At 34.8% G+C, this 25,351-nt stretch carries 25 protein-coding genes and 2 pseudogenes; 12 read left to right on the top strand and 15 right to left on the bottom strand.

From position 1 onward, the window contains the following. Nucleotides 1-8: 8 nt before the first annotated feature. Genes ACFSTA_RS03855 through ACFSTA_RS03845 form a run of 3 tightly spaced genes read right to left on the bottom strand, consistent with a single transcriptional unit; the run spans nt 9 to nt 1,956 of the window. Complete coding sequence (locus tag ACFSTA_RS03855) at nt 9-452, bottom strand: DUF5392 family protein (protein ID WP_377555231.1); 444 nt, start codon at nt 450-452, stop codon at nt 9-11. A 40-nt stretch (nt 453-492) separates the two neighbouring features. Next, nucleotides 493-1,242 carry a GTP pyrophosphokinase gene (locus tag ACFSTA_RS03850; protein WP_377555230.1) on the bottom strand — a complete coding sequence of 250 codons (750 nt, stop codon included), beginning with the start codon at nt 1,240-1,242 and terminating at the stop codon, nt 493-495. Nucleotides 1,243-1,269: 27 nt separating this feature from the next. Continuing rightward, the gene (locus ACFSTA_RS03845; RefSeq protein ID WP_377555229.1) at nt 1,270-1,956 is read right to left on the bottom strand and encodes a zinc metallopeptidase; all 687 of its coding nucleotides are present in this window, start codon (nt 1,954-1,956) and stop codon (nt 1,270-1,272) included. An 853-nt stretch (nt 1,957-2,809) separates the two neighbouring features. Between ACFSTA_RS03845 and ACFSTA_RS03840 the strand changes: the two genes are divergently transcribed. After that, a complete protein-coding gene (locus ACFSTA_RS03840; protein WP_377555228.1) occupies nt 2,810-2,938 on the top strand; it encodes a hypothetical protein in 129 nt (42 codons plus the stop codon). A 382-nt stretch (nt 2,939-3,320) separates the two neighbouring features. Here ACFSTA_RS03840 and ACFSTA_RS03835 read toward each other — a convergent pair whose 3' ends face one another. Then, nucleotides 3,321-4,682, bottom strand: coding sequence for a sensor histidine kinase (locus tag ACFSTA_RS03835; protein WP_377555227.1), 1,362 nt, complete (start codon nt 4,680-4,682; stop codon nt 3,321-3,323). Continuing rightward, a complete protein-coding gene (locus ACFSTA_RS03830) occupies nt 4,679-5,353 on the bottom strand; it encodes a response regulator transcription factor (protein ID WP_377555226.1) in 675 nt (224 codons plus the stop codon). The genes ACFSTA_RS03835 and ACFSTA_RS03830 overlap by 4 nt, the downstream gene beginning before the upstream one ends. Nucleotides 5,354-5,499: 146 nt before the next feature. Here ACFSTA_RS03830 and ACFSTA_RS03825 point away from each other — a divergent pair, with 146 nt between their 5' ends. The 4 genes from ACFSTA_RS03825 (at nt 5,500) to ACFSTA_RS03810 (ending at nt 9,663) form a co-directional block, all read left to right on the top strand. Continuing rightward, nucleotides 5,500-6,264 (top strand): CAP domain-containing protein, encoded by a 765-nt coding sequence (locus tag ACFSTA_RS03825; RefSeq protein ID WP_377555225.1) that lies wholly within the window; start codon nt 5,500-5,502, stop codon nt 6,262-6,264. A 165-nt stretch (nt 6,265-6,429) separates the two neighbouring features. Next, a complete protein-coding gene (locus ACFSTA_RS03820; protein WP_377555224.1) occupies nt 6,430-7,497 on the top strand; it encodes a helix-turn-helix domain-containing protein in 1,068 nt (355 codons plus the stop codon). 107 nt (nt 7,498-7,604) lie between these two features. Beyond that, nucleotides 7,605-8,153 carry a sigma-70 family RNA polymerase sigma factor gene (locus ACFSTA_RS03815; protein WP_377555223.1) on the top strand — a complete coding sequence of 183 codons (549 nt, stop codon included), beginning with the start codon at nt 7,605-7,607 and terminating at the stop codon, nt 8,151-8,153. Then, on the top strand, nt 8,146-9,663 hold the full coding sequence (locus ACFSTA_RS03810) for a hypothetical protein (RefSeq protein ID WP_377555222.1): 1,518 nt from the start codon (nt 8,146-8,148) through the stop codon (nt 9,661-9,663). Before ACFSTA_RS03815 ends, ACFSTA_RS03810 begins: the two co-directional genes overlap by 8 nt. A 109-nt stretch (nt 9,664-9,772) precedes the next feature. On the opposite strand, the pseudogene ACFSTA_RS03805 reads toward ACFSTA_RS03810, so the two are convergent. From ACFSTA_RS03805 to ACFSTA_RS03795, 3 genes and pseudogenes are all read right to left on the bottom strand, one after another. After that, nucleotides 9,773-10,526: pseudogene (locus ACFSTA_RS03805) on the bottom strand (class I SAM-dependent methyltransferase). Between the two features lie 13 nt (nt 10,527-10,539). Next, the gene (locus tag ACFSTA_RS03800; protein ID WP_377555221.1) at nt 10,540-11,262 is read right to left on the bottom strand and encodes a metallophosphoesterase family protein; all 723 of its coding nucleotides are present in this window, start codon (nt 11,260-11,262) and stop codon (nt 10,540-10,542) included. 250 nt (nt 11,263-11,512) lie between these two features. Continuing rightward, a pseudogene (locus ACFSTA_RS03795) lies at nt 11,513-11,728 on the bottom strand (universal stress protein); the annotation flags it as partial. A gap of 223 nt (nt 11,729-11,951) precedes the next feature. Here ACFSTA_RS03795 and ACFSTA_RS03790 point away from each other — a divergent pair. The 3 genes from ACFSTA_RS03790 to ACFSTA_RS03780 all read left to right on the top strand — a co-directional run bounded on the left by ACFSTA_RS03790 (nt 11,952) and on the right by ACFSTA_RS03780 (nt 13,805). Next, nucleotides 11,952-12,116, top strand: coding sequence for a hypothetical protein (locus ACFSTA_RS03790; protein ID WP_377555220.1), 165 nt, complete (start codon nt 11,952-11,954; stop codon nt 12,114-12,116). Nucleotides 12,117-12,197: 81 nt separating this feature from the next. Next, nucleotides 12,198-12,713, top strand: a complete 516-nt coding sequence (locus tag ACFSTA_RS03785; RefSeq protein WP_377555219.1) for a hypothetical protein — start codon at nt 12,198-12,200, stop codon at nt 12,711-12,713. 72 nt (nt 12,714-12,785) lie between these two features. Continuing rightward, nucleotides 12,786-13,805, top strand: coding sequence for a DUF3231 family protein (locus ACFSTA_RS03780; RefSeq protein WP_377555218.1), 1,020 nt, complete (start codon nt 12,786-12,788; stop codon nt 13,803-13,805). Nucleotides 13,806-13,845: 40 nt separating this feature from the next. Here ACFSTA_RS03780 and ACFSTA_RS03775 read toward each other — a convergent pair whose 3' ends face one another. The 5 genes from ACFSTA_RS03775 to ACFSTA_RS03755 form a co-directional block, all read right to left on the bottom strand. Further along, nucleotides 13,846-14,574, bottom strand: coding sequence for a mechanosensitive ion channel family protein (locus tag ACFSTA_RS03775; RefSeq protein ID WP_377555217.1), 729 nt, complete (start codon nt 14,572-14,574; stop codon nt 13,846-13,848). Nucleotides 14,575-14,937: 363 nt separating this feature from the next. Then, nucleotides 14,938-15,942 carry a DUF3231 family protein gene (locus ACFSTA_RS03770; RefSeq protein WP_377555216.1) on the bottom strand — a complete coding sequence of 335 codons (1,005 nt, stop codon included), beginning with the start codon at nt 15,940-15,942 and terminating at the stop codon, nt 14,938-14,940. A 164-nt stretch (nt 15,943-16,106) separates the two neighbouring features. Next, nucleotides 16,107-16,526: an arsenate reductase (thioredoxin) gene (arsC, locus tag ACFSTA_RS03765; RefSeq protein ID WP_377555215.1), complete on the bottom strand. Its 420-nt coding sequence runs from the start codon at nt 16,524-16,526 to the stop codon at nt 16,107-16,109. A gap of 15 nt (nt 16,527-16,541) precedes the next feature. Beyond that, the gene (locus ACFSTA_RS03760) at nt 16,542-17,840 is read right to left on the bottom strand and encodes an arsenic transporter (protein WP_377555214.1); all 1,299 of its coding nucleotides are present in this window, start codon (nt 17,838-17,840) and stop codon (nt 16,542-16,544) included. Nucleotides 17,841-17,856: 16 nt separating this feature from the next. After that, entirely contained in the window at nt 17,857-18,201 is a 345-nt protein-coding gene (locus ACFSTA_RS03755) for an ArsR/SmtB family transcription factor (RefSeq protein ID WP_377555213.1), read from the bottom strand. A gap of 379 nt (nt 18,202-18,580) precedes the next feature. Between ACFSTA_RS03755 and ACFSTA_RS03750 the strand changes: the two genes are divergently transcribed. From ACFSTA_RS03750 to ACFSTA_RS03735, 4 genes are all read left to right on the top strand, one after another. Continuing rightward, nucleotides 18,581-19,807, top strand: a complete 1,227-nt coding sequence (locus ACFSTA_RS03750) for a hypothetical protein (RefSeq protein ID WP_377555212.1) — start codon at nt 18,581-18,583, stop codon at nt 19,805-19,807. Between the two features lie 95 nt (nt 19,808-19,902). Further along, nucleotides 19,903-21,063 carry a hypothetical protein gene (locus ACFSTA_RS03745; RefSeq protein WP_377555211.1) on the top strand — a complete coding sequence of 387 codons (1,161 nt, stop codon included), beginning with the start codon at nt 19,903-19,905 and terminating at the stop codon, nt 21,061-21,063. A gap of 62 nt (nt 21,064-21,125) precedes the next feature. Then, the gene (locus tag ACFSTA_RS03740) at nt 21,126-22,022 is read left to right on the top strand and encodes an ABC transporter ATP-binding protein (RefSeq protein WP_377555210.1); all 897 of its coding nucleotides are present in this window, start codon (nt 21,126-21,128) and stop codon (nt 22,020-22,022) included. 30 nt (nt 22,023-22,052) lie between these two features. After that, the gene (locus ACFSTA_RS03735) at nt 22,053-22,733 is read left to right on the top strand and encodes a hypothetical protein (protein ID WP_377555209.1); all 681 of its coding nucleotides are present in this window, start codon (nt 22,053-22,055) and stop codon (nt 22,731-22,733) included. A 369-nt stretch (nt 22,734-23,102) separates the two neighbouring features. On the opposite strand, the gene ACFSTA_RS03730 is transcribed toward ACFSTA_RS03735, so the two are convergent. Continuing rightward, nucleotides 23,103-23,507: a hypothetical protein gene (locus ACFSTA_RS03730; RefSeq protein WP_377555208.1), complete on the bottom strand. Its 405-nt coding sequence runs from the start codon at nt 23,505-23,507 to the stop codon at nt 23,103-23,105. 324 nt (nt 23,508-23,831) lie between these two features. Then, a complete protein-coding gene (locus tag ACFSTA_RS03725; protein WP_377555207.1) occupies nt 23,832-25,241 on the bottom strand; it encodes a SpoVR family protein in 1,410 nt (469 codons plus the stop codon). Between the last annotated feature and the right edge of the window lie 110 nt (nt 25,242-25,351).

Genomic DNA, 25,351 nt, shown 5'->3' with positions numbered 1-25,351 from the left:
AGCCATTACTAACGAAACCATTTTGCTCTATTTAATCGATCCTCTTCTTCAAGAAACTTTACAAAATGATCCATCGCACGTACCGGTTGATTTATCACACGCTTAATGTAGTCTTCTCTAAACCGGTCGGATACGAGGTCACTTTTCTTCATTCGTTCAATAATATAATCACTACTTATCTTTTGAATCTCTTTACGTTGCAATTTCGCCTCTTTTGACAACGCCATACCAAATGCGCCAAGTATGGCATAGAAAATCAATGCCACTAACATCCGGTCCTCGCTAGGGATAAGGAAAAGTAAGAAAAACAAGTTAACAATAGAAAAGGTAATTAAAGGTAATGACCAGAACGCATACTTTGAAACTTTCTTCACAAATGGCGATAAAAAATCATTTAATTTTTCAATTTCCTTTTTTACAAACGCCGGCATATCTGTCATAGGCACATTCATTTAAATTCCCTTCCTTCCATTAATTAGTTACTAAACCCCTTCACCTTTCACTTAAAGCATTTGCATTTAAAAATTCATAAGGGAGACGGAACTTTTGATTGTAAATCGAGAATCCTTGAAAGTCTTCTTCATCCTGGTCAGTTTCTTTTAGCTCACTTATTTCTTTATGAATACTCTCCATCTTCTTATCAAGTTGTGTTGCCGTGTTAGCTGCCTCTTTTAGCTCATCTAACATTTCTGCTGGAACTTCTTTCTTATATTTATAGTAAATTTTATGCTCTAGGCTAGCCCAAAAATCCATGGCAATTGTACGGATTTGAATTTCCACATAGACATGGTCTACACGGTCAGACATAAATATTGGGATTTGTATAATTAAATGTAAACTTCGGTAGCCATTTGGCTTTGGACGTTTAATATAATCCTTACACGCGACAACTGTGATATCTTTTTGCTGTTGTAGCATATTGCTAATTTCATAGATATCGGAAATAAACGAGCACGTGATCCGAATTCCTGCTATATCACGGATATTCTCTCTTACACATGGTAATGAAAGATCGTACCCCTTACGTTGAACTTTTTTCAAAATACTTTCTGGTGATTTCACACGTGACTTCACATGCTCAATTGGATTGTAATCGTGAATATATTGGAATTCTTGTTTTAAAACATCTATTTTTGTATTTACTTCTTGTAAAGCAAATTTATAAGACATCATAAATCGAATTAAATCAGTTTTTAATGTTTTGGTCTGCTGTTCAATATCATTTGGTGTATGCTTTTCCATGATGCATTCTCCTTTTCACAGACAAGCTTAACGTCTATTGTTAAAAATCATAATAAATTTTACTAGTTGTAAAACTGCAATCAATGTACTAGCGAGATAGGTTAAGGCAGCTGCGTTTAATACTTTTCCAACGCCTCTCTCTTCCTGGTTCGTAATCATCCCTAACTCAAGCAATTTTGTCTTTGCCCGGCTACTAGCATTATATTCTACTGGCAAGGTTACGACTTGAAAAAGAACGGCTGCTGCAAAAAGTAAAATGCCAAATCCTATTAAGTTTACTCCAGACTGATCTAATAAAAGTCCTGCTATTAATAAAAAAGGCGCAATTTTTGAACCTAAGTTTGCCACAGGGAACATCCGATGGCGCAGCACTAACATGGAATAGTGATTTGCATGCTGAATGGCATGACCTACTTCATGGGCAGCAACAGCTAATGAGGCAAGCGAACTTCCTCTATATACTGGTTCTGATAATCGAACTGTTTTCGCTGAAGGGTCATAGTGATCAGAAAGGGCTCCACGACGAGATAACTCAATTTTCACATTGGACAACCCTTCGCTATCCAATATTTTTCGTGCTACTTCAACTCCAGTTATTTGTGATGATGCTTGTATTTTTGCACCCTGTTGAAAACTTCCCTTTACTCTTGACTGTGCCCACATTGCTAATATAAAAGCAATGATGATTAAAAAATCCATTGGATGAAAAAACAACCTGCATTCCTCCTGTAACTGGTAAACAAGGATAATCGTTCTTATTCCATTTCTAACAAGTATTACCTATCTATACATCACTTCATTCATTTTTTTGTCATGATCCACTTCATAACCTTGCTTTTACACCTTGTATTACCACTCTTGAGAAAGTACAAGAATACTTACCTATACATATACATATACATATACGTTTCATACATACGATTGGTTGCACTTCTTTTCAGAAATTTAAACTAGCTTTATAAAAAGACTAGAGTGGTGGTGTAAATTCAGTATACAAAACAAATATGAACTGAATATGAACTAAAAAACACGCTAAGATTTAGTGGGTAAAGTCATCACTGATGATTCTGCCCACTATTTTTCTTTCTATAGGGACACAGGTTTCTGTGGTCCGAACTGATGTAAGTATAATTATCGGACACAGTGAATGAATATTTTCCAAATTAACTATTCTTATGAAGAAAAAGCAGAATGATTATTTTTGCAAGATTAAAATATTTGAAAAAAGTACCAAAACCATATATCTTTAATATAAATACAAAAAAAGAGGTAATAATGAGGTATCTGAGAACGTATTAAAAGTAATAAGATATTAATAAAACAGACAAAATTACTTATGAATCAACAGACTTTGCTTCATTATATATAGTTGAAATTTGTACTATAGTTGGCTTAATAATGCGAAAGCCCAAATTTCTATTCGATGGGGATCAAGTGCTAAAGAATTATTGTTATGATTATGACCCAGTGGTACACCTTTATCTAGTGGAGTGATTGAGAAGTAGATTTTATTTTGAAGAAATATAGGGCACTATTTCTTTATTTTAAAAAGAGAGGTGATCTAAAAATGATACAACCCATTGATACCGGAACGATGATGCTTAATGTAATTATTTATATATTAGTACTGGCTTCAATTATGGGTGGAGGGATATTTGGAGGTTACAAATTAATAAAGAAAAAGAAAGAGAAGTAGATTTAATTTTTAATATTCCCCATGTCCGAATATTCCCTCCTATTCACCCGTCTCCTAAACATAAGTCAAGTCAAATAATGGACTACACCAAGGCTTGTTATCCAACTGTTTCTTCAACCAGTGTTCAAGCACAAAAAGCTGATACCTTGCCACGACAAAGTAGTCACCGCAAAAGCGACCTAAAGGAGCTTGAACAGATGTCGCACTTGTGCTGGAACTGCTTTGTAGCTCTCGATTGAATAAGAGCGGGAGAGAAGATTCAAAGTTACTGCGTTACGAAATCACTCCAAGAGAAAAATCCAAACTAATTCAAATTCTAATTGAATTTTGAATCAGTTTAGATTTTTCTTTGCCTAAAACACTTTTTTCCCAGCAGTTCCTATCACTTGGTTTGCGTTGGAATGATGACCGTAAAAGTAGAACCAATACCTTCCTTACTATCAACCCGAATATTGAAGTTATGAATAGATAGGATTTTTTTAACTATAGATAATCCGAGGCCATTTCCTTCTACAGACCGATTTCTAGATTGATCCACCTTATAAAACCTGCCGAAAAGGTTGGGAATCGCTTCTTGTGGAATCCCAATGCCGTTATCTTTAACAAGTACTTTTATTTCGTCCTCTGTAATATTCAGAGAAATGTTAATCTCCCCGGACTCCGGGGTATAACGGATCGCATTCGTTATAAGATTTAACCAAACATGTTCCATCAAATCCTCATCTGCATATATCTCTACTGGCTCAACCTCTAATATGATTTGTAATTTTTTCCTTTGCCATTGTGGCTCTGTAGTAAGAACAGAATTTCGCAATTGTTCATCCAAACGATAAGATGATGGGTTATATGGGTGATGCTCTGAATCAAGTGATGCAATTCGTAGTAAATTGTCACTGAGCCTTGATAACCTTTCTATCTCCTGATGAATAATATCTAAATATTCTTTTTGGTTTTCGATTGGTATGACATCATCTCTTAATGCTTTGGTAAATCCTTTAATTGATGTTAATGGTGACTGAATTTCATGGGATACATTACTAACGAAATCGTCACGCATCTGGTCAAGCTTTTCTAATTCTGAAGCCATGTGGTTAAAGCTCGTAATTAATTCTCCAACTTCATCTAAATTTCTGTTACGTTTCTTTTTAACTCGAACGGCAAAATCTCCTGTAGCTACTTTTTTCGCAGCAATCGTTAATTTCCTAATGGGATTTACTAAATAGCGAGAAGCCAATAGGATTAATAAACTCCCTACCAATAGTACTAATAGCAAGGAAATAAATATCCCCTGCTGTAAATCATCAAATTCATCTTCATAATCAATTTGGATGATTAAAGCATATGGCTTTCCTGCTAGTGTAATTGGTACTCCAACTGTCCGTACCGGATCCCTACCATGCTTTAACATTTGAGGTTCCCGATTGGATTTATTAATTATACTTTTAATCGTACTATCCGTAATATTCATGGGAGCGTTTTGCGATGCATAAAAGACTGATGATTCATCTGCAATTAACACATCAAAATTAATATCGTCGAACGTATCCACTAAGTACGGAATGTTTTCTGGTCTAGTTATTTCCACTAGATCAGCAACTCCCGAGGTGATTTTAGAAATCTCTTCTTGAAAAATATCTTCTTGTTGAAAGGAAAATGGGGTTATGAAATACGAAACAACAATACTAATTAAAACAACACTTATAAATGTACCTACAATCTTTAAGTATAAACTTTTTTTAATCAATCAACTTCCTCCAACCGGTACCCTAATCCTCTTACTGTAGTAATGATAAGCTTTGGAAACGGTGATAACTGTTCCCTTAACCGTTTGATATGAACGTCCACCGTTCTCTCATCTCCTTCATAATCATAGCCCCAAACTTTTTCAATCAGTTGGTTACGAGTGAAAATTTTGCCAGGTGAATTTGCTAACACAAATAACACTTCACATTCTTTCTTTTTTAAATTAACAACGGTATTATCAGGAGACTCAACGATTAGCCTATCTAAGTCAATAGTGATAGCTCCCAAGTGAAGTGTTTTATCAGAACGAATATTATATCGTTTTAATAACGCCTCCACACGTAGCGTTAACTCTACAGGATCAAAGGGCTTTACGACATAATCATCTGTACCAGCACGAAATCCTTTTACTTTATCCTGAGACTCCCCTTTTGCTGTTACCATCAGAATTGGAATATCAAGAAAGGATCGAATATCCTCAGTAAGTTCATAACCATCTATTTTAGGCATCATCACATCAACAATGGCAAGATCAACGTGTTGATGTTCGAGCAAATCCAATGCTTCTTGTCCATCTTCTGCTTCCAGGACATCGTACATGCTATTTTCAAGATATAAGCGAATAAGCTTTCGAATATGTGGATCATCATCCACTACTAGTATCGTATTCATCGGATCCCCCCTACCGATTTTATTTACTATTATTTTACCATTTTTTCTCTGACATGCCTTCGATATCCTTTCCGATTTTTACATCTTCATAAATATTTTCTCCACAAAACGAAAAACTAAGATAAAAATTAAAGGAGTTTATGAATATGCAAAAAACAAAACAACTTTTTATTCCATTATTGCTGATAATTTTTGGATTAGTATTAACGGCATGTGCCAATAATGATGCAACGAATGACCAAAACGGTGGTGATAATGGAAATATCTCAAGTATAAGTACAAATTCACCTGATGAGGATTATTCCCAAACGCAACGTCCAGGTCAACAAGGTCAAGGGTATGGTAATAACCTCCGTGACATTGGCATGCATTCCGGCGAAGGTAATCAGCAACGCCAACAGCAATACCCGCCGATTCCACAACAACCAAACCAAGGGCAAGGGGATCAGCCACCACAAGAACAACAAGTTCCGAGAACGGAAACACCAGATGAACCAGGAGCAGGAGATGCTCAGCAAGGTCAAGGACATAACTTAAATGAATTTGAACGAACTGTAGTTGAATTAACAAATCAAGAAAGAAGAAATGCCGGTCTCAATGACTTACAAATCGATAATGAGCTAAGTAGAGTTGCTAGAATGAAGTCAGTGGATATGCAGGAAAACGATTATTTTTCACATAATAGCCCAACATATGGATCACCATTTGATATGATGGCACAGTTCGGTATTGACTACCGTTCTGCAGGTGAAAATATTGCAGCTGGTCAGCGTTCCCCAGAAGAAGTTGTCCAAGCGTGGATGAATAGTGAAGGACATCGGGAAAACATTTTAAATGGTGGCTTTACACACATTGGTGTTGGTTTTGAAGATCAAGGTAATAATTGGACACAGATGTTTATTCGTAAATAACTACGGTAGCCCTTCTAATCAAGAGGGGCTTCTTTAAATTCTACTCCCAGTTGAACAGCAACATAGCCAATTCAACTATTGGTTGATAGGCGAATTTTCACTGCTGTGCTATGCTTTGAATAGAACAGGGCGCGCTGTTTACTTTTTAATCTAGGGAGTGACAATATGTTAAACAGTCAATTAATCGGATCGTACATTTCTAAACAAAGAAAAGAGAAGGATTTGACACAAGTAGAGCTTGCTGAACAACTCAATGTCAGCCACCAAGCAGTATCAAAGTGGGAAAGAGGTGACTCTATTCCTGATATTGGTACCCTCTTAACACTTGCTGAACTATATGATACTTCTGTCGACGATATTCTAAACGGTGGTAAAAATGATGGTCATTTTAGAAATATTGGTAAGGTTGTTCAAAAAGTAGCCCACGATGAACCAAAGGAAGCAGCAGATTTATTAAATGAAGGTGAAGCTGATGTTGATGGACTTCTTTCCATCGCTCCGGTATTGAAATCGAGTACGCTTAGTAAGATTACAAATAATATTAACGATCAGACATTTACGTTTGAACACATGGCTATACTTGCTCCTTTTTTAGATAATGATTCATTAGACAAGTTACTCCATAAAATAAAAAACGATGACAGTCTAACGATGGAACACACGCTAGCCATAGCACCATTTATTCATAGCGAATCTTTGTACAACTTAGTAAAAGATCAAAAAGAAACGCTGAGTCTGAAACATATCACTCGCATTGCCCCATTTTTAGATGATTATATTAATAAATTAATTGAAGAAGAGAATATAGAAGATATAAGGTGGGAGTTATTAGTTGGGTTAGCTCCTTTTGTAAAAAGAGAAGTATTGCACAATTTAATCCTACATGCGGACGAAAAGATTCTTTCTAGTGAAAAACTCGTAGCTATCGTTCCATTTTTGGGCCAATCTTTTCTTGATGAATTAGTGGAAAAGGTTGAAATTACCCAATTGACCAAAAAAAATCTTACAGCATTAGCACCATTTATGAGTGAAAATACGCTAGGGAAATTAGCAATATCAGTCGATTTAGATGATCAATCCTTGATCGCACTTGCTCCATTTCTAGGTAAAGATACACTCAAATCCATTATTGAAAAAGCTAATTTAGAAGAGCTGGACCCAAATGTAGTTGTAAGCCTAGCACCATTTATGGATAAGGATACACTGGTTACGTTATTTGAAAAAACTCGATAAAATAAAATGTAGTCCCAAAATTTTTAAAAATTTTGGGACTTTTTTTGTGCTTCATCGTCTTTAATAATACAATCGATTGTAATAGCAAGTTCAAAAGAGGTGGATGTATGAATGAAATGGTAGAACCCACCACCTCCATTCATTCCGTAAGCAGAGAAGATGCCATTGAATGGATTATGGAGGAATATGGGGAAAGTCTTAAACGTTTTATATTTTTCTATGTCAAAAACAGAACCCAAGCAGATGACATATTTCAAGAAGTAATGATTACGGTTTATCGGAAATTAGATACGTTTCAGGAGCGTTCAACACTTAAAAATTGGCTATACCAAATAACGGCCAATAAATGTAAAGATTATCTACGTTCTCCTATTCATAGATTCGCTAGCTGGAAAGACCAAGCTTTGGAAAAGTCTGATGAACATACACCGGAAAAATCTTTTATTGTAGATGAACAAAAGAGAACTGTCATTGAAAATATGATGAAACTTCCAGTAAAGTACCGAGAAGTGTTGATATTACAATATTATAAGGAATTTAGCATCCAGGAAATCAGCGAGCTTTTAAAAGTCAATCCTTCGACCGTAAAAACCCGCATTATGCGAGCAAAGGAAAAATTGAAAGTAACGTTAAAGGAGGAATTTCTCCATGAGTAAGCTATCTAAAAAGGATTTCGATGAATTTCTTGGTAAAGATAATCATTATACACGAAAGGATAAAGATCGATTTTTCAATAATATGGATCACTCGAAGCAAGTTAAAAAACATTGGATTCCACAACTAGTAACTTCTGCCTTATTAATTTGTGTTCTAATCATTGGTGTACAGCTGTTACAAGGAGACTCTTCACCTCTTTCAACAGCGGATCACGTTAAACAAGCGGAGTATGACTTTGGCGAGGGAGTAGTAACGGTAGATACCTGGGAAGAGGTGGAAGAATATTATCTAAAGACAGCTCCTGGCTTAAAACGAGCGGAAGAATTAGGTCTTACTTCAAAAGTAGATAAATTATTCACCATAAGCGATGATTCTAACCTTCATATTGAAAAGGTTTGGTATAATTCTAACGGGATGGATATTTTTTACAGCATCAGTTTACCTGATCCTAGTACATTAACAGGGTATCCAACTGCTCCAACAATTAGCAATATTTGGGTAAACCGCGCTGACGATGAGGCTTTCCCGAAACAGCCTATGGATAATTCTACTAGCGATCCTTTAGAAGGAGTCATATATAATGGGCGTTTTTATCATCACACAAGTACAAATAGCATATTAAACAATGAGCTGGAGCGGTTGAATGAAATTAAGCACCTGGTTAGTACGGATTTAACGGTTTATATGTTTAATGATTTTATAAAAATACCAAATGTTGAGATTCCAATTGATTATGATAAGGAAAAAGAAAAAATTATTTCAACTACTATTGATCAAGAAATTAGTAATGAGTATATTACATTAAATTTCGATCAAATAGATATTGGTGTCCATCAAAATTATATATATGGATCGCTCCATACATCAGATGAATATCAATTAAATAGTTTAAGTGGATCATTTTCCGACCAACTAGAGAACGAGAATGTAAACTTTGGAGGAATAGCATCCTATCCTGATCCCAATTCTTTCACTCTATCTTTACCTGCTTTTAACACCATACCGAAAGAGATGGATGTAAATATTGATAGTATCATATTAACAGGAAATGAATCTTTTGAATTTTCATTAGATGTTTCTGATTATATCGAGAAAATATCTGATTCAAAAGTTAGGTACGAAGAGACCCCACACGAAAAAATTGGGGAAATAAAGGATACAAATATCTATTTAGAACAACTGACATACGCGTCAACCGGGATTGTGTTAACGATTCAATATGAACCACATGCCGAAGATCAGATGATGACACTTCATGCGCGACGGCCAACAGTACCGGCTATTAATGATCCTGACACCGATCGCCCTCTTTTATTATCGGGGGTAAATGAGAACGGGGATCCGGCAGTATTTGGACCACGTGGAAGTGATTCAGGTAATCGTTTTAACATTCTTCTTGAGAAAGACTTTATCTATGCATCCAAAGTTGTAGATATCAAGATTGAAAACCTACTTTATAAAGTGAAAGTGGATGAAACGTTACATTTTCCAATTTCTGATGAAAAATAACGCCATATTATGGACTTAGGAAGTAATTCCTAAGTCCAATTTCTTCTTCTATGTATTTATTAGCTCCCCATATCTGATATAGAAACGCAAAATAAATACGTGATTTCTATTAATTCTTTTTCGTAGCTTTGATAATAAACGTTGCTGGTAGCACTGTTGCTTTTTGCGTCGAATACCATTTCGAATAATCTTCCACTACTTTTCCTTCTGGAAGCGACACATCATCAATTACCCTTTCTATCGTAAACCCTGTTTCAATTAACGTGTTGATATATGTGCTTAATTTTCGATGAGAAATAACTACATTATTTTTCCAGGCTTCGTTTAACTCTGGACCCTCCGTATTATAGGATTTTCCGAATACATATGCTTCCCCATCAAAATTTATCCGATCATGTATTGGATGTTCCCAACTAAAAATAAAAGTGCCACCAGGTTTTAAATAATTGTAGATATGTGATAATGTGCGCTCTAAATCTAAAGTCCATCCGAGGGCATAAATGGAATAGACAATATCAAAATAACCTTGTGGTAAACCTGGATCTTCTTCCATTGCCGACTCAATGAGTGTGACTTCTGCCTGTTGATTTTTTAGAAGCTCTCGGGCTGTTTCAATTTGTTTCGTCGTTAAATCCACCCCCCATAGTTCAACCGCGCCATTTTCCCCCATGTATTGCAAGGAATGTCCGCTTCCACAGCCGATATCTAGTACCTTTTTTATTTGATATTTCCCCAATGAGATGTAATTGGTTCTCCGTTGGTGTTAGAGGTCCATATTCTGGAAGGGCAGTACGGCCAAAAAATCGTTCAGCTGATTTCTCCCAGCTATCTTTATTCATCTTTAAAATTGCTTCTGCTTCCATATATTTTATCCCCCTATTTTTTAGCACCCCGATATTTTGCAAACATGATTTCACCATAATATTGTTCATAACCAGCCAATCCTAATTCCTTTGCCATCTTAAGCTCTGCTTCTCGATCATATGGCACTCGTACAAATTGGACGGAATTAGTAGCATATGATCCATCTAAAATAGCGTAAGATGCCGACGTTAAATCTAGTGAATTACCTACACTCCCGACATTACAGAGTGTACCAATTTCATAGGTTTTTAAGAGTGTCGTATGGATGTCTCCATAGAAAACCATGTCTGGCTTACGAACACCTGAACTTGTTTCTTTACTATTTTCAAACATCGACAAACACGTTTCTTCCGGATGATATTCTGGTGCAATCCGCTCAAAGACACTTCTAGGCGAAGCGTGAATACAACGTACCAGCTGACCGTTTAACTCGACATCAATATGAAAAGGAAGAGATGCAAGGTATTCGTTGTCATCCTCTGATAATCGTTCCTGAAACCAATTAATAAACTCATTATCCGTTTCATCCCGGATAAAAACATCCCAATTTCCACGAATTACTTTTTCACAATGCTTTTGTATAAGCTCAATACACTCCGATCCTCGTGGTCCTTTTCCAACAAGATCTCCTAAACAAAAGATACGTTCAATGCCGCGCGTGTGAATATCTTCTAATACAGCTTCTAGTGCCGTTTGATTGCCATGAATGTCTGAAATGAGTGCAATTTTCGTCAACCTAATTCCCCCAATTTTTAATTTCGTAATTATTATTGTAACGAATATTCCCTAAAAGTTGTATAAGTAGTATGAAATTTATACAAAATTTAAAATGCAGATAAATGACAATCTCTTTTTTAATTGAATGGTGATTCATTTTGTGTTGCATGTTGCTAACGTGTCCTGTCCTTCATTCTCATTATGAAGGACTTTTCTTCATATATTTCGTTTCGTATGGTACTCCACCTTTTTCTATTAGCCGCCAACTTTATTTCACAATCATTACCGCACAATTCGCACGCTTGGCAACTTTATGGCTGACACTTCCTAATACAAATTCCTGCAGTACATTCAATCCCCTGCTACCAATGATAACCATATCAACGTTGTTATCATTTACATACGCAACAATTTCCGGTCCGGGATCTCCGTGCAATATTTTAGTCTCATGCTGAATACCAGTTGCATCAGCCATTTTTTCTATTTCAATAAAGAATGTCTCCCTTTACATTGCCAAACCATGATTGTTTATACGTAAGTTGCTCCAATGTAATTCCTCCTTCTTATCGTTAGTACGAACCTCTTGGAGAAATCCATTTAGATAAAATTCAAGCAGCTTATGTCATGAAAATATTTATAAAAATTTACAGAATATTTATGATGGATTTGTTAAAATTGTAGGAAGAAGTAGTGAAGGAGGAAATGTTTTGAGTAGGTATCAAAAAGCAAACGTATTAATCTCTTTATTTGTGTTACTTTTCTTTCTAACCTTATCTATAATCACAAGTCAATGGGGATTTTTCTTATGGAGCTTATTACCAATATTCATTGTAAATATGACTGCTTTCACGAATAAAAAGCAAAGAAATTAATTTTCTATTTTTATTAAAATTCATGTAAAAAAAAAATCCAGTTAGAAACAATGATTATTTTACGTACAAAGGAGAGTTCCTATGAAACGAAAAATACGAATGTCCGAGAAATTATTAATTTTTTGTTACAGTATCGTACTATTATTTCTACTTCTGCATGATTGGGTTCCATTAGGTACATTAAATGATGTGGAAGCGGTAAAAGCTGATAAATCTACAAATGAATTATTACTTACTACCTTAATTGGTGTTACACAGATTCTATTATTAATGGGGATTGTACTTTTTTACTTTGGCAGAAAACACCCCTTATGGATCAAGCTATGGCTAATTATCCATCCTGCTTGTATATTTGCAGGAGCTATTATGGATTGGTGGTTACCGTATTTATTTGGTATTGGAGCAGAAGAACGAGTTGAGAGATACTCACAAATGTTTGGGGATACACACGCTTTCCTCCCTGTCATGCATGGTATTGTCCCAAATACACTTCATACCATCTTTCATATGTCATTATTCTTTTGCATTATACTCATGATTTATATAAGTTTGACGAAGAACACAAAACTCGAACATATTAAAAAGCTATCTGCTTAGGTTTTAATAACATAAAATAATTATTTCTGTTCATACTAACTTCTATACTATGTCAACTATGGAGGCTTTTGGATGGAAGAAAAGAGTATATACCTAACATCAAGTGAAATAAGTTCATTATGGACTACCTATATGAATGATAGCATGTCTAAGTGCATTTTAAGTTTTATGTTAAAAGATATTAAAGACCCAGAACTTAAGCCTATCATTCAATTTGCTTACGATTGCGCATCTACTCATATAGAGAAACTGACTCGTATTTTTCATCAGGAGGAATTTGCTATACCGAACGGTTTCAGCGAGGAGGACGTCAACAAAAATGCACCTTGGCTCTTCACTGATATATTCTGTATTACTTACGTTAGTCACATGGCGAAAATTGGAATGCTAACACAAAGTGGATTTCTCAGTATGAGTACAAGGACTGATATACGCAACTATTTTTCCGATTGTATAAAGGAAACATCAATGCTCTATAATAAAGCAACGGAAGTTATACTATCAAAAGGAATCAATATTAGACATCCAATCATTGAGGTTCCTAAAGAAACGGATTATGTTGATAGTAAGAAGTATCTTAGTGGACTCAACCCATTTAACGAGAAGCGTCCATTAAATTCCATAGAGATTACTCATTTATTTTTCAATTCACTTACCAATTCAATCGGAATTAAATTGTGTTTAGGCTTTGCTCAAACCTCTCCATCTGTAGAAGTTCAAGATTATTTATTACGATTAAAGGAAGTAGCAACGAAACATACTAAATTATTCACCGATACGTTATTAAAGGAAACAATTGAAGCTCCTAGACTACCTGATGTTGGTGTGAGTAGTTCAACTACCCAAACATTCTCTGACAAATTAATCATGTTCCATATGTCTCTCTTAATGTCCTCTGGAATAGGGAACTATGCAACTGCTGCTTCCGTTAGCCAAAGACTGGATGTAGCAACTAACTATGAACGGTTATCTGTTGAAGTCGCAAAGCTTGCCAAATCTGGGGCAGATATTATGATTAAACACAATTGGTTAGAACAACCACCAGGTATTAAAGATCGAAATAAATTAATTAGAAATAAAAATAACAACTAAACCAAACCCCACTTTCTGTTGAAAGCGGGGTTTTCTATCGCTAATTATTTTTTGTTATATATACTTGGTGTGGATAAGGTATTTCAATACCATTTTGATCGAGCGCTTCCTTAATTGCTTTTCGAAGTTTCCGTTCAACCGCCCATTGCTCCATATTTTTCGTTTTAGCAATGACCCGTATTACAACATCAGATGAACCTAAAGCTTGGACTCCAACAACATCTGGCCCCTCCATAATATCTTCTTCCTGACTTGCAACCTGATCACATACACTTTGAATGACATCCATGGCTTGTTCTATGTTATCGTCATACGAAATCCCGATATCCACAAGTGCTCGCATATTTCCCCTGGAATGGTTGCTTACACTTGTAATTTCTCTATTAGGGATATAATGAAGAGTCCCATCAAAACCTCTTAATTTCGTTGTTCTTAAACCTATCTCTTCTATAATTCCATCATTTCCCGCAACAGTAACATAATCTTCCACATCTATTTGTTTTTCCAATAAAATAAAAAATCCTGTTACTACATCATTTACTAAACCTTGTGCTCCAAATCCAATCGCTAGTCCGATAATACCCGCCCCAGCTAATAATGCCTTAATATCAAAGTTAAATAATTCAAATACAATCCCAAGAAAAATAAATAATAGGAAGTATGAAAATATATTCACACTTATGGACTGAAGTGTTTTCGTACGTCCTGCTGATAAATCATTCGTTCTTTCAAAACCCTTTTTAATAGCCCTCCTACCGATGGATTTCACAATGAAATATACTATTAAAATAGCCAATAGTTTTATAATAATAATTCCCCATTCGACTATCTACTCTGACCAATTTACTTGTTCTATCCAATCTACCATCAACTCACCTCAAAATCTTTTTTATAGTTTCAATATTATTTTAGCGCATTCTAATATCCGATACAATCAAGTGATTTTTCGGATACTACTAGATACCCTATTTAAAAATTTCATAAACTCAGAAACTATGCCAATACTGATTAACTGTACAGATACATACGAAATAAAAATGAGCTCGAACTAGTAAGTTCAAGCCCATTTTAAATTACATTCAAATTGATTCATGAGAAGGATTCCATTGATGAAAAATGTGCGTAGTGAAATTTATTTGTCCTTCGCAATATCTTTTCTATTAGGGGCAAGTGGTGGTTGTTCTAACCATTTGTTTTTTGTCATAAGATTAAACCATTCTTTCGTCACCATAAGGTTTTTTAAAATGGTTTGCTCGTATGTTACGATAAGGTCTGTTCGCATGGATGATGCAAGTCCTGCTCCATGATAGGCTTGTGACGATTGAAGTAAAAAGCCAATATGATACAACATTAACTTATCCGAAAAGGGAGATTCCTGAGATATAGTAACTTCTGATTCCCAAGACATAGGTACCGGTAAATTATCTTGGTGTAATATTCCCCCTAAAGTTTGTATTTGATTATCGGATGTTTTTTGTAACGACTTTAAAAATTTTCTTACCTCTTTTGATTGAGCAACTTGGCTAAAAGCAATAGCAAGTGTCTTTTCCATTATTTTCTTTTTCATGTTAAAAGAAAGACTAATGATTTCCGTTGCTGCTAAAGGTCGTTGATTTCCAAAGTAGCCATCAAGAAACTGTTGTCCGGAAATAAACTCTGGATTGTTTTTCGGATAAAAGTAAGGATCTTTTTGGAAGTGTCCTTTTTCTAGTAATAATTCAATCGTTTGATGATACATTTTCTTTGCACTATTATCGCAAGCGTCATAAAAATCCCTTAAATCTTTCCTCACCGAGGAACTAAGGGATGTTGTATGACCTAACATCCCATGCAATGTCATAATATGTAAATAATGCAAACAAAAAATATCTGAAAATAATCGTTTCGCCCCTTCATTTAGGTCAGATTCCGTAAATCCAATTGGAACAGGAAATCCTTCATTTTCAATAAATATTTTAATTTGACTTTTTTGGGATTCAAATGTTTGAATAGCTTCTTCAAACAACATTTTAATTTTCTCATCTTCAATTGTGGATAGCATATATTTATTCACTATATTTATAGCTGTCCCTGTAACATATTCTCCCCATAACGTCCCTATTTCAGCAGATGTGAGCTTCAATTCCTCTTTATCCATGCAAATCACCTCAAGTATATATTTCCCAAAGTTTGCTTAAATATGATTGTATAATAAGAATGATTATTACATTCCACATCATACATAGTTGTTGACATAATAAGGAAGGAAAAATTATATAAAAAGAGTATGAAACATTTTTTGTTCCATACTCTTCTTTTTAATTATTCACCAGTTTCCGCAAAGCGCTTTATACGCTCACCAATTTCATCACGAACACTTCTGAATACTTGCCATTTTTCTTCTTCTGTACCTTCTGCCTTTGCTGGATCATCAAATCCCCAGTGCTCTCGCTTTACACTTGGTGGTGTGACCGGACATTTATCCGCGGCATCACCGCAAAGTGTAACTGCTAATGTTGCATTGTTTAAGATATTTGGATCAATAACGTCAGACGTTTGATCCGATATATCAATTTCAACTTCTTTCATTGCTTTCACGGCATTTGGGTTTAACCCATGTGCTTCAATTCCTGCACTTTTCACTTCCCAATCGTCTCCAAGATGTTTTTTCGCCCATCCTTCTGCCATTTGGCTTCTGCAGGAGTTACCTGTGCATAAAAAATATATTGTTTTTTTAGTCATGTGATTTTCTCCTTTTTAAAGTATTGTTAACGTGAAATATAGTCCTAATAATGTAATAAATAAGATCGGAAGTGTTAAAATAATTCCTGTTTTAAAATATGTTCCCCAAGAGATTTTCACACCTTTTTGAGATAACACATGGAGCCATAATAGAGTTGCTAAGGAACCAATCGGCGTAATTTTCGGGCCTAAATCCGAGCCAATGACGTTGGCATAAATTAAAGCTTCTCGAATTACACCAGTCGTATCTGTTTCAGCAATCGCGATGGCATCAATCATTACCGTAGGCATATTATTCATAATAGAAGATAGTATGGCTGCAATAAATCCCATCGAGATAGTTGCGACAAACAATCCCTCTTCCGCTGCTAATTGAATCAAACTAGCCAATAAATCGGTTAACCCTGCATTACGTAATCCGAATACGACAACATACATTCCAATAGAGAAAAACACGATTGCCCATGGAGCACCTTTAATGACCTCGGTTGTATTCACTACCGCACTATTTCTAGCCATTAGCAAGAAGAAAATTGCAATAATACCAGCTACAATTGAAACCGGAAGATTGATGAATTCACTGACAAAGTACCCGACTAATAACACACCCAGAACGTACCATGATAATTGAAACATCTTTTTATCTTTTATTGCTTCAACAGGTATCTTCAATTGGGATAGATCATAATTCCTTGGAATACTTTTTCTAAAATAAACTAATAAGACACCTATTGTTGCAACAAGTGAAAATAAGTTTGGTATAATCATTCGCGTTGCATATTCTACAAACCCGATTTGAAAGAAGTCTGCAGATACGATGTTTACCAAGTTACTAACGACAAGTGGTAAAGAAGTTGTATCGGCGATAAATCCACTTGCCATTATGAAAGGAAAAACCATTTTTTCTTTAAAATTCAAGTTCCGAACCATCGCTAATACGATTGGTGTAAGTATTAGTGCGGCACCATCATTAGCAAAAAAAGCAGCTACAATAGCACCTAATATACTTACATAAACAAACATTTTTATTCCATTACCTTTTGCAGCTCTTGCCATATGCAAGGATGCCCATTCGAAAAAGCCAATCTCATCTAAAACTAATGAAATAAGGATAATTGCAACAAATGCTAGTGTTGCATTCCAGACAATTCCCGTTACCTCAATGACATCCTGAAATCCTACGACACCTACAAGTAAGGCTAGGATCGCTCCGCCACATGCCGACCATCCAATGGATAATCCTTTTGGCTGCCAAATAACTAAAACTAAAGTGATCAAAAAGATCAATATTGCTAGAATAACCGTTGATGACAATTCCGTTACCTCCAATTTAACAACACGTAATTCGTGTACCTTGTTCTTCCAATTCTTTTAATCTTTCATCTTGACTAGGTAGTTGAGTAAGAATCTGTTCAATAAATGGATAATACGCATTTGTTTTATTAATCGAATAAAAAATCCACTGACCTCTTCGCTCTTCTTGAACTAATCCTAGATCTCTTAGTTTACGTAAGTGCTGACTGATTGAAGGTTGACTTGCTTTAAATATTTCTACAAATTCACACACACAACAATCATGTTGATCGAGAATTTTCATCATGGTTAAACGTGTTTTATCCCCCAATAACTTTAAAATACCAGTAGCTTTATCCATTTCTATTGCCGTTTTTAACATATCTTAACACCACCCATTCCATTTATACATTATTATATAATGATATGCTTATATATACAACAGAACTAATAGTTAAGTTTTTGTAAATGGTATCTAGCTATAAAAAATTCATTCCCTTCCCGTAATTGATGATACGAAAGGACATTCTCCATTCTCCAAATAATGAGGATACAGCTCGGTTCCTTCATCGATTTAAAGCTAAATTCGTATAATTCCCCTTAAAAAGACAATATTGTCTACATATTTACAATTTTTTCACTTTCCTATATACTCTAGCCAATGGAATACTCTGTAAATTAATTCCTTTCCACGTTTTTTAGAAGATAAAATATATGTACTTTTAATTTAAGTCAAGATTGCACTAAAAGGGGAATTCAAGATGAATAAATCTATGATAATACATGAATTCAAAATGATAAGCAAAAGCAAGAAAAATAATTTATTTATTATCGCACTTATTAGTATAATTTTAAGTTATTGCTTTTTAGTTCTTCCATCAAAAGTAACTCCAGATTCCTTTGACTCTATGGAGATGGAGCAAGAAATTAAAAATCTTGAAGCATCTCAAGATGGGAAAATTGCTAGAGGGGCAACAGGATTTGTTGACATGGCTGGTAGGTCACCCTATGCCGAAGACGCATATGCTTATAAAGTGCAATCTAGAATAGTTACTGCCTTTGAAGACCAGAATTTCAATCGTTTTATACATTTACGAATGAAAGGTTTCGGTTTTAATGAGATGAACATTAGCCGTGATTGGATGTTAATTTCGAATGCTCCATTCCCAGCTTTAGATGATGGACGCGATCATAGTTTAAGGAGTCTTCGCTATCAAGGATACTTAGATGCAAATATCCCAATTACATATGAAATGATTGAGCAAAAGACAGCATTACAGACTATACAAAATTTCCTTATGGGAACGACAGCCTTTATGATTCTGTTTTGTGCTATTTATTTTAGTAGTGACATGATTTCAAAAGACAGACAGCACCGGACAATTTTACAAGGTATTCCTACAGGCTGGTATCGATTAATCAATATAAAATCCTCGGTTGCTTTTATGTATACGATTTTCATTTTAACAGTCCTATTACTACTAGCTACCGTCATTATATCGATACAAAATGGTTTTGGTTCTTTTAAGCTTCCCGTACCAGTAACACAACCAAGTTCAGATACTGATCATTTCGGCTATCAATTTAGCGAGTATGATACCGTATCTATAGCTAAATTTCTCCTTTTAGCTCTTGGAATAATACCAATCCTTGTTTACCTATTTATTCGTTTAAACGCTATTTTAGGTCTATTATTCAAAAATTCCTGGCTTGTTCTTATGTTCGGCACAGTTATTTTGTTTTCAGAGCGTATCTATTATTCTAGAACATTAACAGAACTTTTTGGTATTGATATAAGTAATTTGCCACTGACTTATTTTGACTTTGGACGAGTTATTTCTGGTGAAAAATACTATTTGGTTCACTTAGAATCAATAACATATGAAAAAGGTATTCTTGTTTTACTTATTACGATACTAATTTTGGAGATTATCCTTTTTGTAGTTTCTCGAATTGTTAATAAGCGGCGTTTTTATCAGGCAGCATGAGGTCATGTTAAGAAAGGCGCAAGTGCCTTGGCTGTAGGAGTTAGAGTTATACATCTCTGTATATATTATATCCACCAACAGAAAGGAAAGTCGATATGTTCTGGAAATATACACTCTTTGAAACGAAGTTATTATTACGCAATCGAAAAAGCTGGTTTATAGCCGTATTCCTTCTTCTCTTTTTTCTTTTGTTTTTTATGTACTATAAACAGGATGTACCCCTATCATTAGTTGAGCAAAAAAGAATAGAAGCAAGTAAGATGCATGCCACCTTTGAACACGTGGATAATTTACGTCACGATATACCTGAAGTGGCCGAGGTTTACGATTACCTTACAGAACAATCATCCTTAATCAATTTTCAAGTTTGGTATTTAGGTAACGGTGATGACAGTGAACAGTATATCGAGAATGGGCTGGAATTAAACCAATTACGTCTAAAAGTACATGAGTTAGGAAACGAGGGAATTCCCGATCATCTTATTACAACAAAGGAAGAAATACAAAAAGATGATGCCCTACTTCATTATATCAAAGATAATCAGTTACCAATTGAATCGGATTCATTTGCGACAAATCATTATTTCACGAAAGCACTGCAAATGATGACAGGGTTATTATTTCTTATTGTTGTCTTAATTAGTGGCAACGAATTACTAGTGTATGAACAGCGACACCAAACCGTAATGAAAGGATTTCCATTATCATTCATGAAAAGAGTAACAAGTAAAGTTTCGATTCATTTTGTTTATCTTTACACTTTTCTACTTCTTGGTTTTTTCATTGGGAGTCTCTATGTAGCAAAAAGTCTAGAAGCTAGTGAATTCTCTTTTCCTGTTTTAATTTATAAGAATGGAGATTATGTCGCTGCTTCAACTCAACAGTATCTTCTATACATATTCATAGGATTGGCACTAGTTACTATATTACTATTGTTTTTATCCATTTTGCTAAACATGTTAGTAAAAAATGCATTTGCAAACATACTCATTGGTCTAGGAATCTTTCTACTGCCAGACTTAGTTATGGCGGCAGGATTTAAAACAACTTTATTACATCCTATAAAATATATTGATATAACGAAAGTATTATCCGGTGACCTTGCAATTGAATTAGGAAATAGTCAAATTGATTATTGGCATGCCATGGCTTCGTTAGGTGTTATTACGATTCTCTTGATTGGTGGCATTTATACCATCAATAAACTCGTAAATCATAGAGTTCCAAAAGACTCAACATTGGAAAAAGCCTCCTAGATACTTTACCCTTTCGAAAATAAGAAAAGGTTGAAAATTATTGAATAGAAATGAGGATTGTAATGCTTAAATTAAAAAATGTTTCTGTTAAGTATAAGGACAAGGTAGTATTAGATAACTTATCTTTAACCGCTGAGGGTGGAGAAATTATTGGATTGGTTGCCCCAAACGGTACAGGTAAAACAACATTATTTAATGTGATTGCAAATTTTATAAAACCTAATTCAGGAAATGTTACATTTAATGGAAACATTCAATACAAAACAGAAAGAAATGAACTATCCATCCATAAACAACTTGCAACTTTCCCTGATCAGGGTGATCTATTCGAAGAACTGTCTGGTGTAGATCATATGAAACTTTATGCTAATATGTGGAATGGGACATCCAAGCATGTTCAAGACATATACAAGCAATTGCTAATGGAGAGTTATGTAAAGAAAAAAGTTAAAACGTATTCCTTAGGTATGCGACAAAGATTGTGTTTTGCTATGATCGTTGCAGCTGATACACCCATTATGCTCATGGATGAAGTAATGAATGGGCTTGATGTAGCCAATGTTTCTCTCATTTCCAAACAATTGATGCAAATGAAAAAAGAAGGAAAACTAATTTTCGTTGCATCTCATTTATTAGCGAATCTTGATTTATATGCAGACCGTGTCCTTTATTTAAAAGATGGTAATATCGTACATCAGCAACAATTAAATGAATCTACCAGAGAATATATAAAGATAGAATTAACGCCGGTTCAGTATGAGAAGTTGATCCAGAATTATTCATTACCAGATGATCACCTTTATATCGCAAAACGTCTATGCTGCATCCCAATAGCACAAATGGATTTGGATGAACAGAAAGATTGGATAGAAAGGTTATTTGCTTACAAAGGAAAAGAACTAACAATTGGACCACTTGGAACGGTAGAGCATTATGAAAAGTATTACCATGAAAGTTAAGACTTGTTATATTACTAGGAGGGGAAATAAATGAAACGAATTGTTCTACTTATTTTTATCGCTTGTTTATTCGTTTTAAGTGGCTGTCAACAACAACCCTCGGAAAAAGTATTACGGTATCAAGAGAACTCTGAAATTATTGGAACGGAAAAAGATGAAATTATTGGTGAAATTAGTGATACCATTTACGAATCCATTGATCGTAGTAATTCGGGAGCAGAAGAGGTTGTCCTTTTTCCAATCGACAGGGAAGGTGAAGATATCATTCTTCCAGAAGGTAGATATATGATTACTGGTGGCCAGTCAGGAAATGTCATTGTTAATGATGAACATGGCGTTCTTTTATTCCACGGTATCTTGGATCAAGCTTATGGAGTAGCAAGTGTAACAGTTGATGTTAATGGTTCACATAGTGTTCATGTTGACGGTTTAGAAGAAGCTTCCATAACCCCGGTAACGACACAACTATCTAATCAGTTAAGCACAGGCATATGGGAAGTTGGGAAGGATATCGAAGAAGGAGACTACTCTGTTATGGCTGATTCTGGTTATGCCTTCGGAGATTTACAAATATTTGAGGAAGGGGAATCCACGAAAGTATACGAGATTATTGATAGTTCCCCAGATTCAAAGATTAAAGTTCACTTACAGGATGGGCAAAAAATAAAGATTACTGGTGTGTCTAATCTCCAATTTGAACCTCAATCATAAGTAATAGTAATTAAATATCGAGCAAGATTTTTTCCTTACTTAATAATGAAATACGTGTCTATAATGGCGGAAGATTTGAAATGAATAGTAAAGAGTACGATTTAAATATACACTTTTATGGCATTATACATAGGTATATTGTTGCCGAAGGATATATTAAAACATTTGATGGGAATTACAAAGTTTTAGATGATAATAATAAAATATTTGATTATATAGATTCCTTGTATAGTGATAAATAATGTAGATAGAAAACAAGCACTACATAAAAAGGAGTTTGGATATCCAAACTCCTTTTTCATCGATTGATAACTACTTCTTATTCAACTAACCTGCTCTCGATAGTGTAGTTACAGGGAATCGCATTTATTAACTAATTGTTATTGAATGCGCCTCTAGTTCTTTTTTTAGTTTGGAAAAGTTATCGTATGATATCCAGTCATTTCTTAGTTTAATAATTTTGCCATTTTTCAAGTGCAATTTAATTTCTTTTCCTATTACTTCCCCTTTACTTATATCACCATATATAATTCTTTTTTTACCTAGAGGCAACTTCCTAAGGTGTATAGTCAGTATTTCATTTTTTAAAGTTAAATAAGTAAGGTTAGTCATTCTTGTTAAAAAATATATTCCTTGAATAGCACCGAGTATTCCCGCAATTAGATAAACAATAGAATCATATAATACAAAACCCCAAAACTGTATTACTGAAAAAACAAACCATATTATTGCACTTATTTTCCAACGAGGAGTATCAGCTAACTTAATCTCCATTCCTAACCCTCCTTTGTTTTGCTTTTGAACTACCTATTAGTTTAAAAAAGCTTCTTCGTATATTTTTTAAATTTTATCATAAAATTCCTCTTTTCAAAAAATATATTACAGTAAAACGTTCTTCATCTTTACATGCCATGTCCTCGCTTAAAAAACATCCACTATAATGTAGTTTTCCTATGGGTAGTAAGAATTTGATGGATTGTATTCATTAAAGAAAAAACGTGATGGATTAATTTCCACCACGTATTATTTATATAGACACTTTTATTCTAACAATCTATAACAATGGGAAAAAATGAATAGCTAATTTTAATAAAATGCTCACAACAACCGCCGATAAACCTTATCCCCATTATACGAATACACAACCTCTTTATCATCCACTACCGTCTCCATATACACTTTACGACCCCATAATTGATGAATATATGGTAGAACATTCTCCAAATAATGAAGATCCAGCTCGGTTCCTTCATAACTGTGCACTAAATATAACTCACCATTACGCATATAATCACCGTTCTCTACCGTGATATATGGGAAACCGCCGTTTACACGCATGGACACAAGTTGGTCTCTTACATTTTCATAGTCTTTATCCGTAATCCGGTAATATTCACCTTGTTTTTCAAACAGGTACATGTCTTCTTGTTTAACAAGGTCCTTTGTAAGATAGTTGCGAATAAAAGAAATATCGGACTCGATTTCTCGAACTTCAAAAATTTTTTCTCTCCCAGCCCCAACTTCTATTCCTTGTTCCTTCATTTCATCTGTAGGATTGTTGTATCGTTCTTCGATGTCTTCAAAGATTTTCAGCCCAAGATAGTATGGGTTAATTTGCTGTTTTGAAGGTTGCACCACACTAGCATTTAGTTTAGCAAACTCTATGGTTTCCTCTGTTGTTAGGTCCATTTCTCGAAGGATGCGTTGGTGCCAATAGGTTGCCCAGCCTTCGTTCATGATTTTCGTTTCCAACTGTGGCCAAAAATATAGCATTTCCTCACGCATCATAGTTAAAATATCTCGTTGCCAATCTTCTAGTTCACGACTGTATTCTTGAATGAAAAGTAGTAGATCCTTTTCTGGTCGTGGGGGTATTTTTTTTCTTTTCTTCACAATGGGTTCCCGTTTGGATTCTACTTTTTCATCCAGATTCCACAAATCATCATAAGGGGTTTTGGGAGTCGTTTTTACCTCTTCCTCTTCTTCTAACTCATAAGATGGTAATTTGGGCCTTACAATGGACGGATCAATATGCTCCTGGATCGATAATACAGCATCCAAAAAGCTCTCTACTTCACTTTTTCCATGAATCATCTCATAATTTGCAATCCTTTCAGCAGTTGCAGTCATGCTTTCTACCATATCTCGTCTTGTATTGGAAAATCGTACGTTGTTTTTGAAAAAATCACAGTGTGCAAGGACATGGGCGATTATTAATTTATTTTGAATCAATCTATTAGTATCCAGTAAAAACGCATAACAAGGATCAGAATTAATAACCAGTTCGTAAATTTGGCTCAACCCAAGGTCATATTGAAGCTTCATTTTATGAAACTGTTTTCCAAAACTCCAATGGGAAAAGCGTGTCGGCATCCCATAAGCACCAAACGTATAAATAATATCTGCAGGACAGATTTCATAGCGCATCGGGTAAAAGTCTAATCCAAACCCTGTCGCAATCTCTGTAATCTCATCGATCGCATGAGTAAGTTCTTTTGATTCCTTCAAGTTGGATCCCTCCATGTTTGCTTTTTATAGTTTATGATATTCAAAAAGAAATGATGAACAGGAAAAATTGTGGATAAAAACAATGGTTATACATATATTTATATTGTTCA

It is taken from the genome of Ornithinibacillus salinisoli (assembly GCF_042684965.1).
GTDB classification, from domain to species: Bacteria; Bacillota; Bacilli; order Bacillales; family Amphibacillaceae; genus Ornithinibacillus; species Ornithinibacillus salinisoli.
The sequence above is the reverse complement of the archived record's forward strand: the minus strand, read 5'-3'. Positions and strand labels throughout refer to the sequence as shown.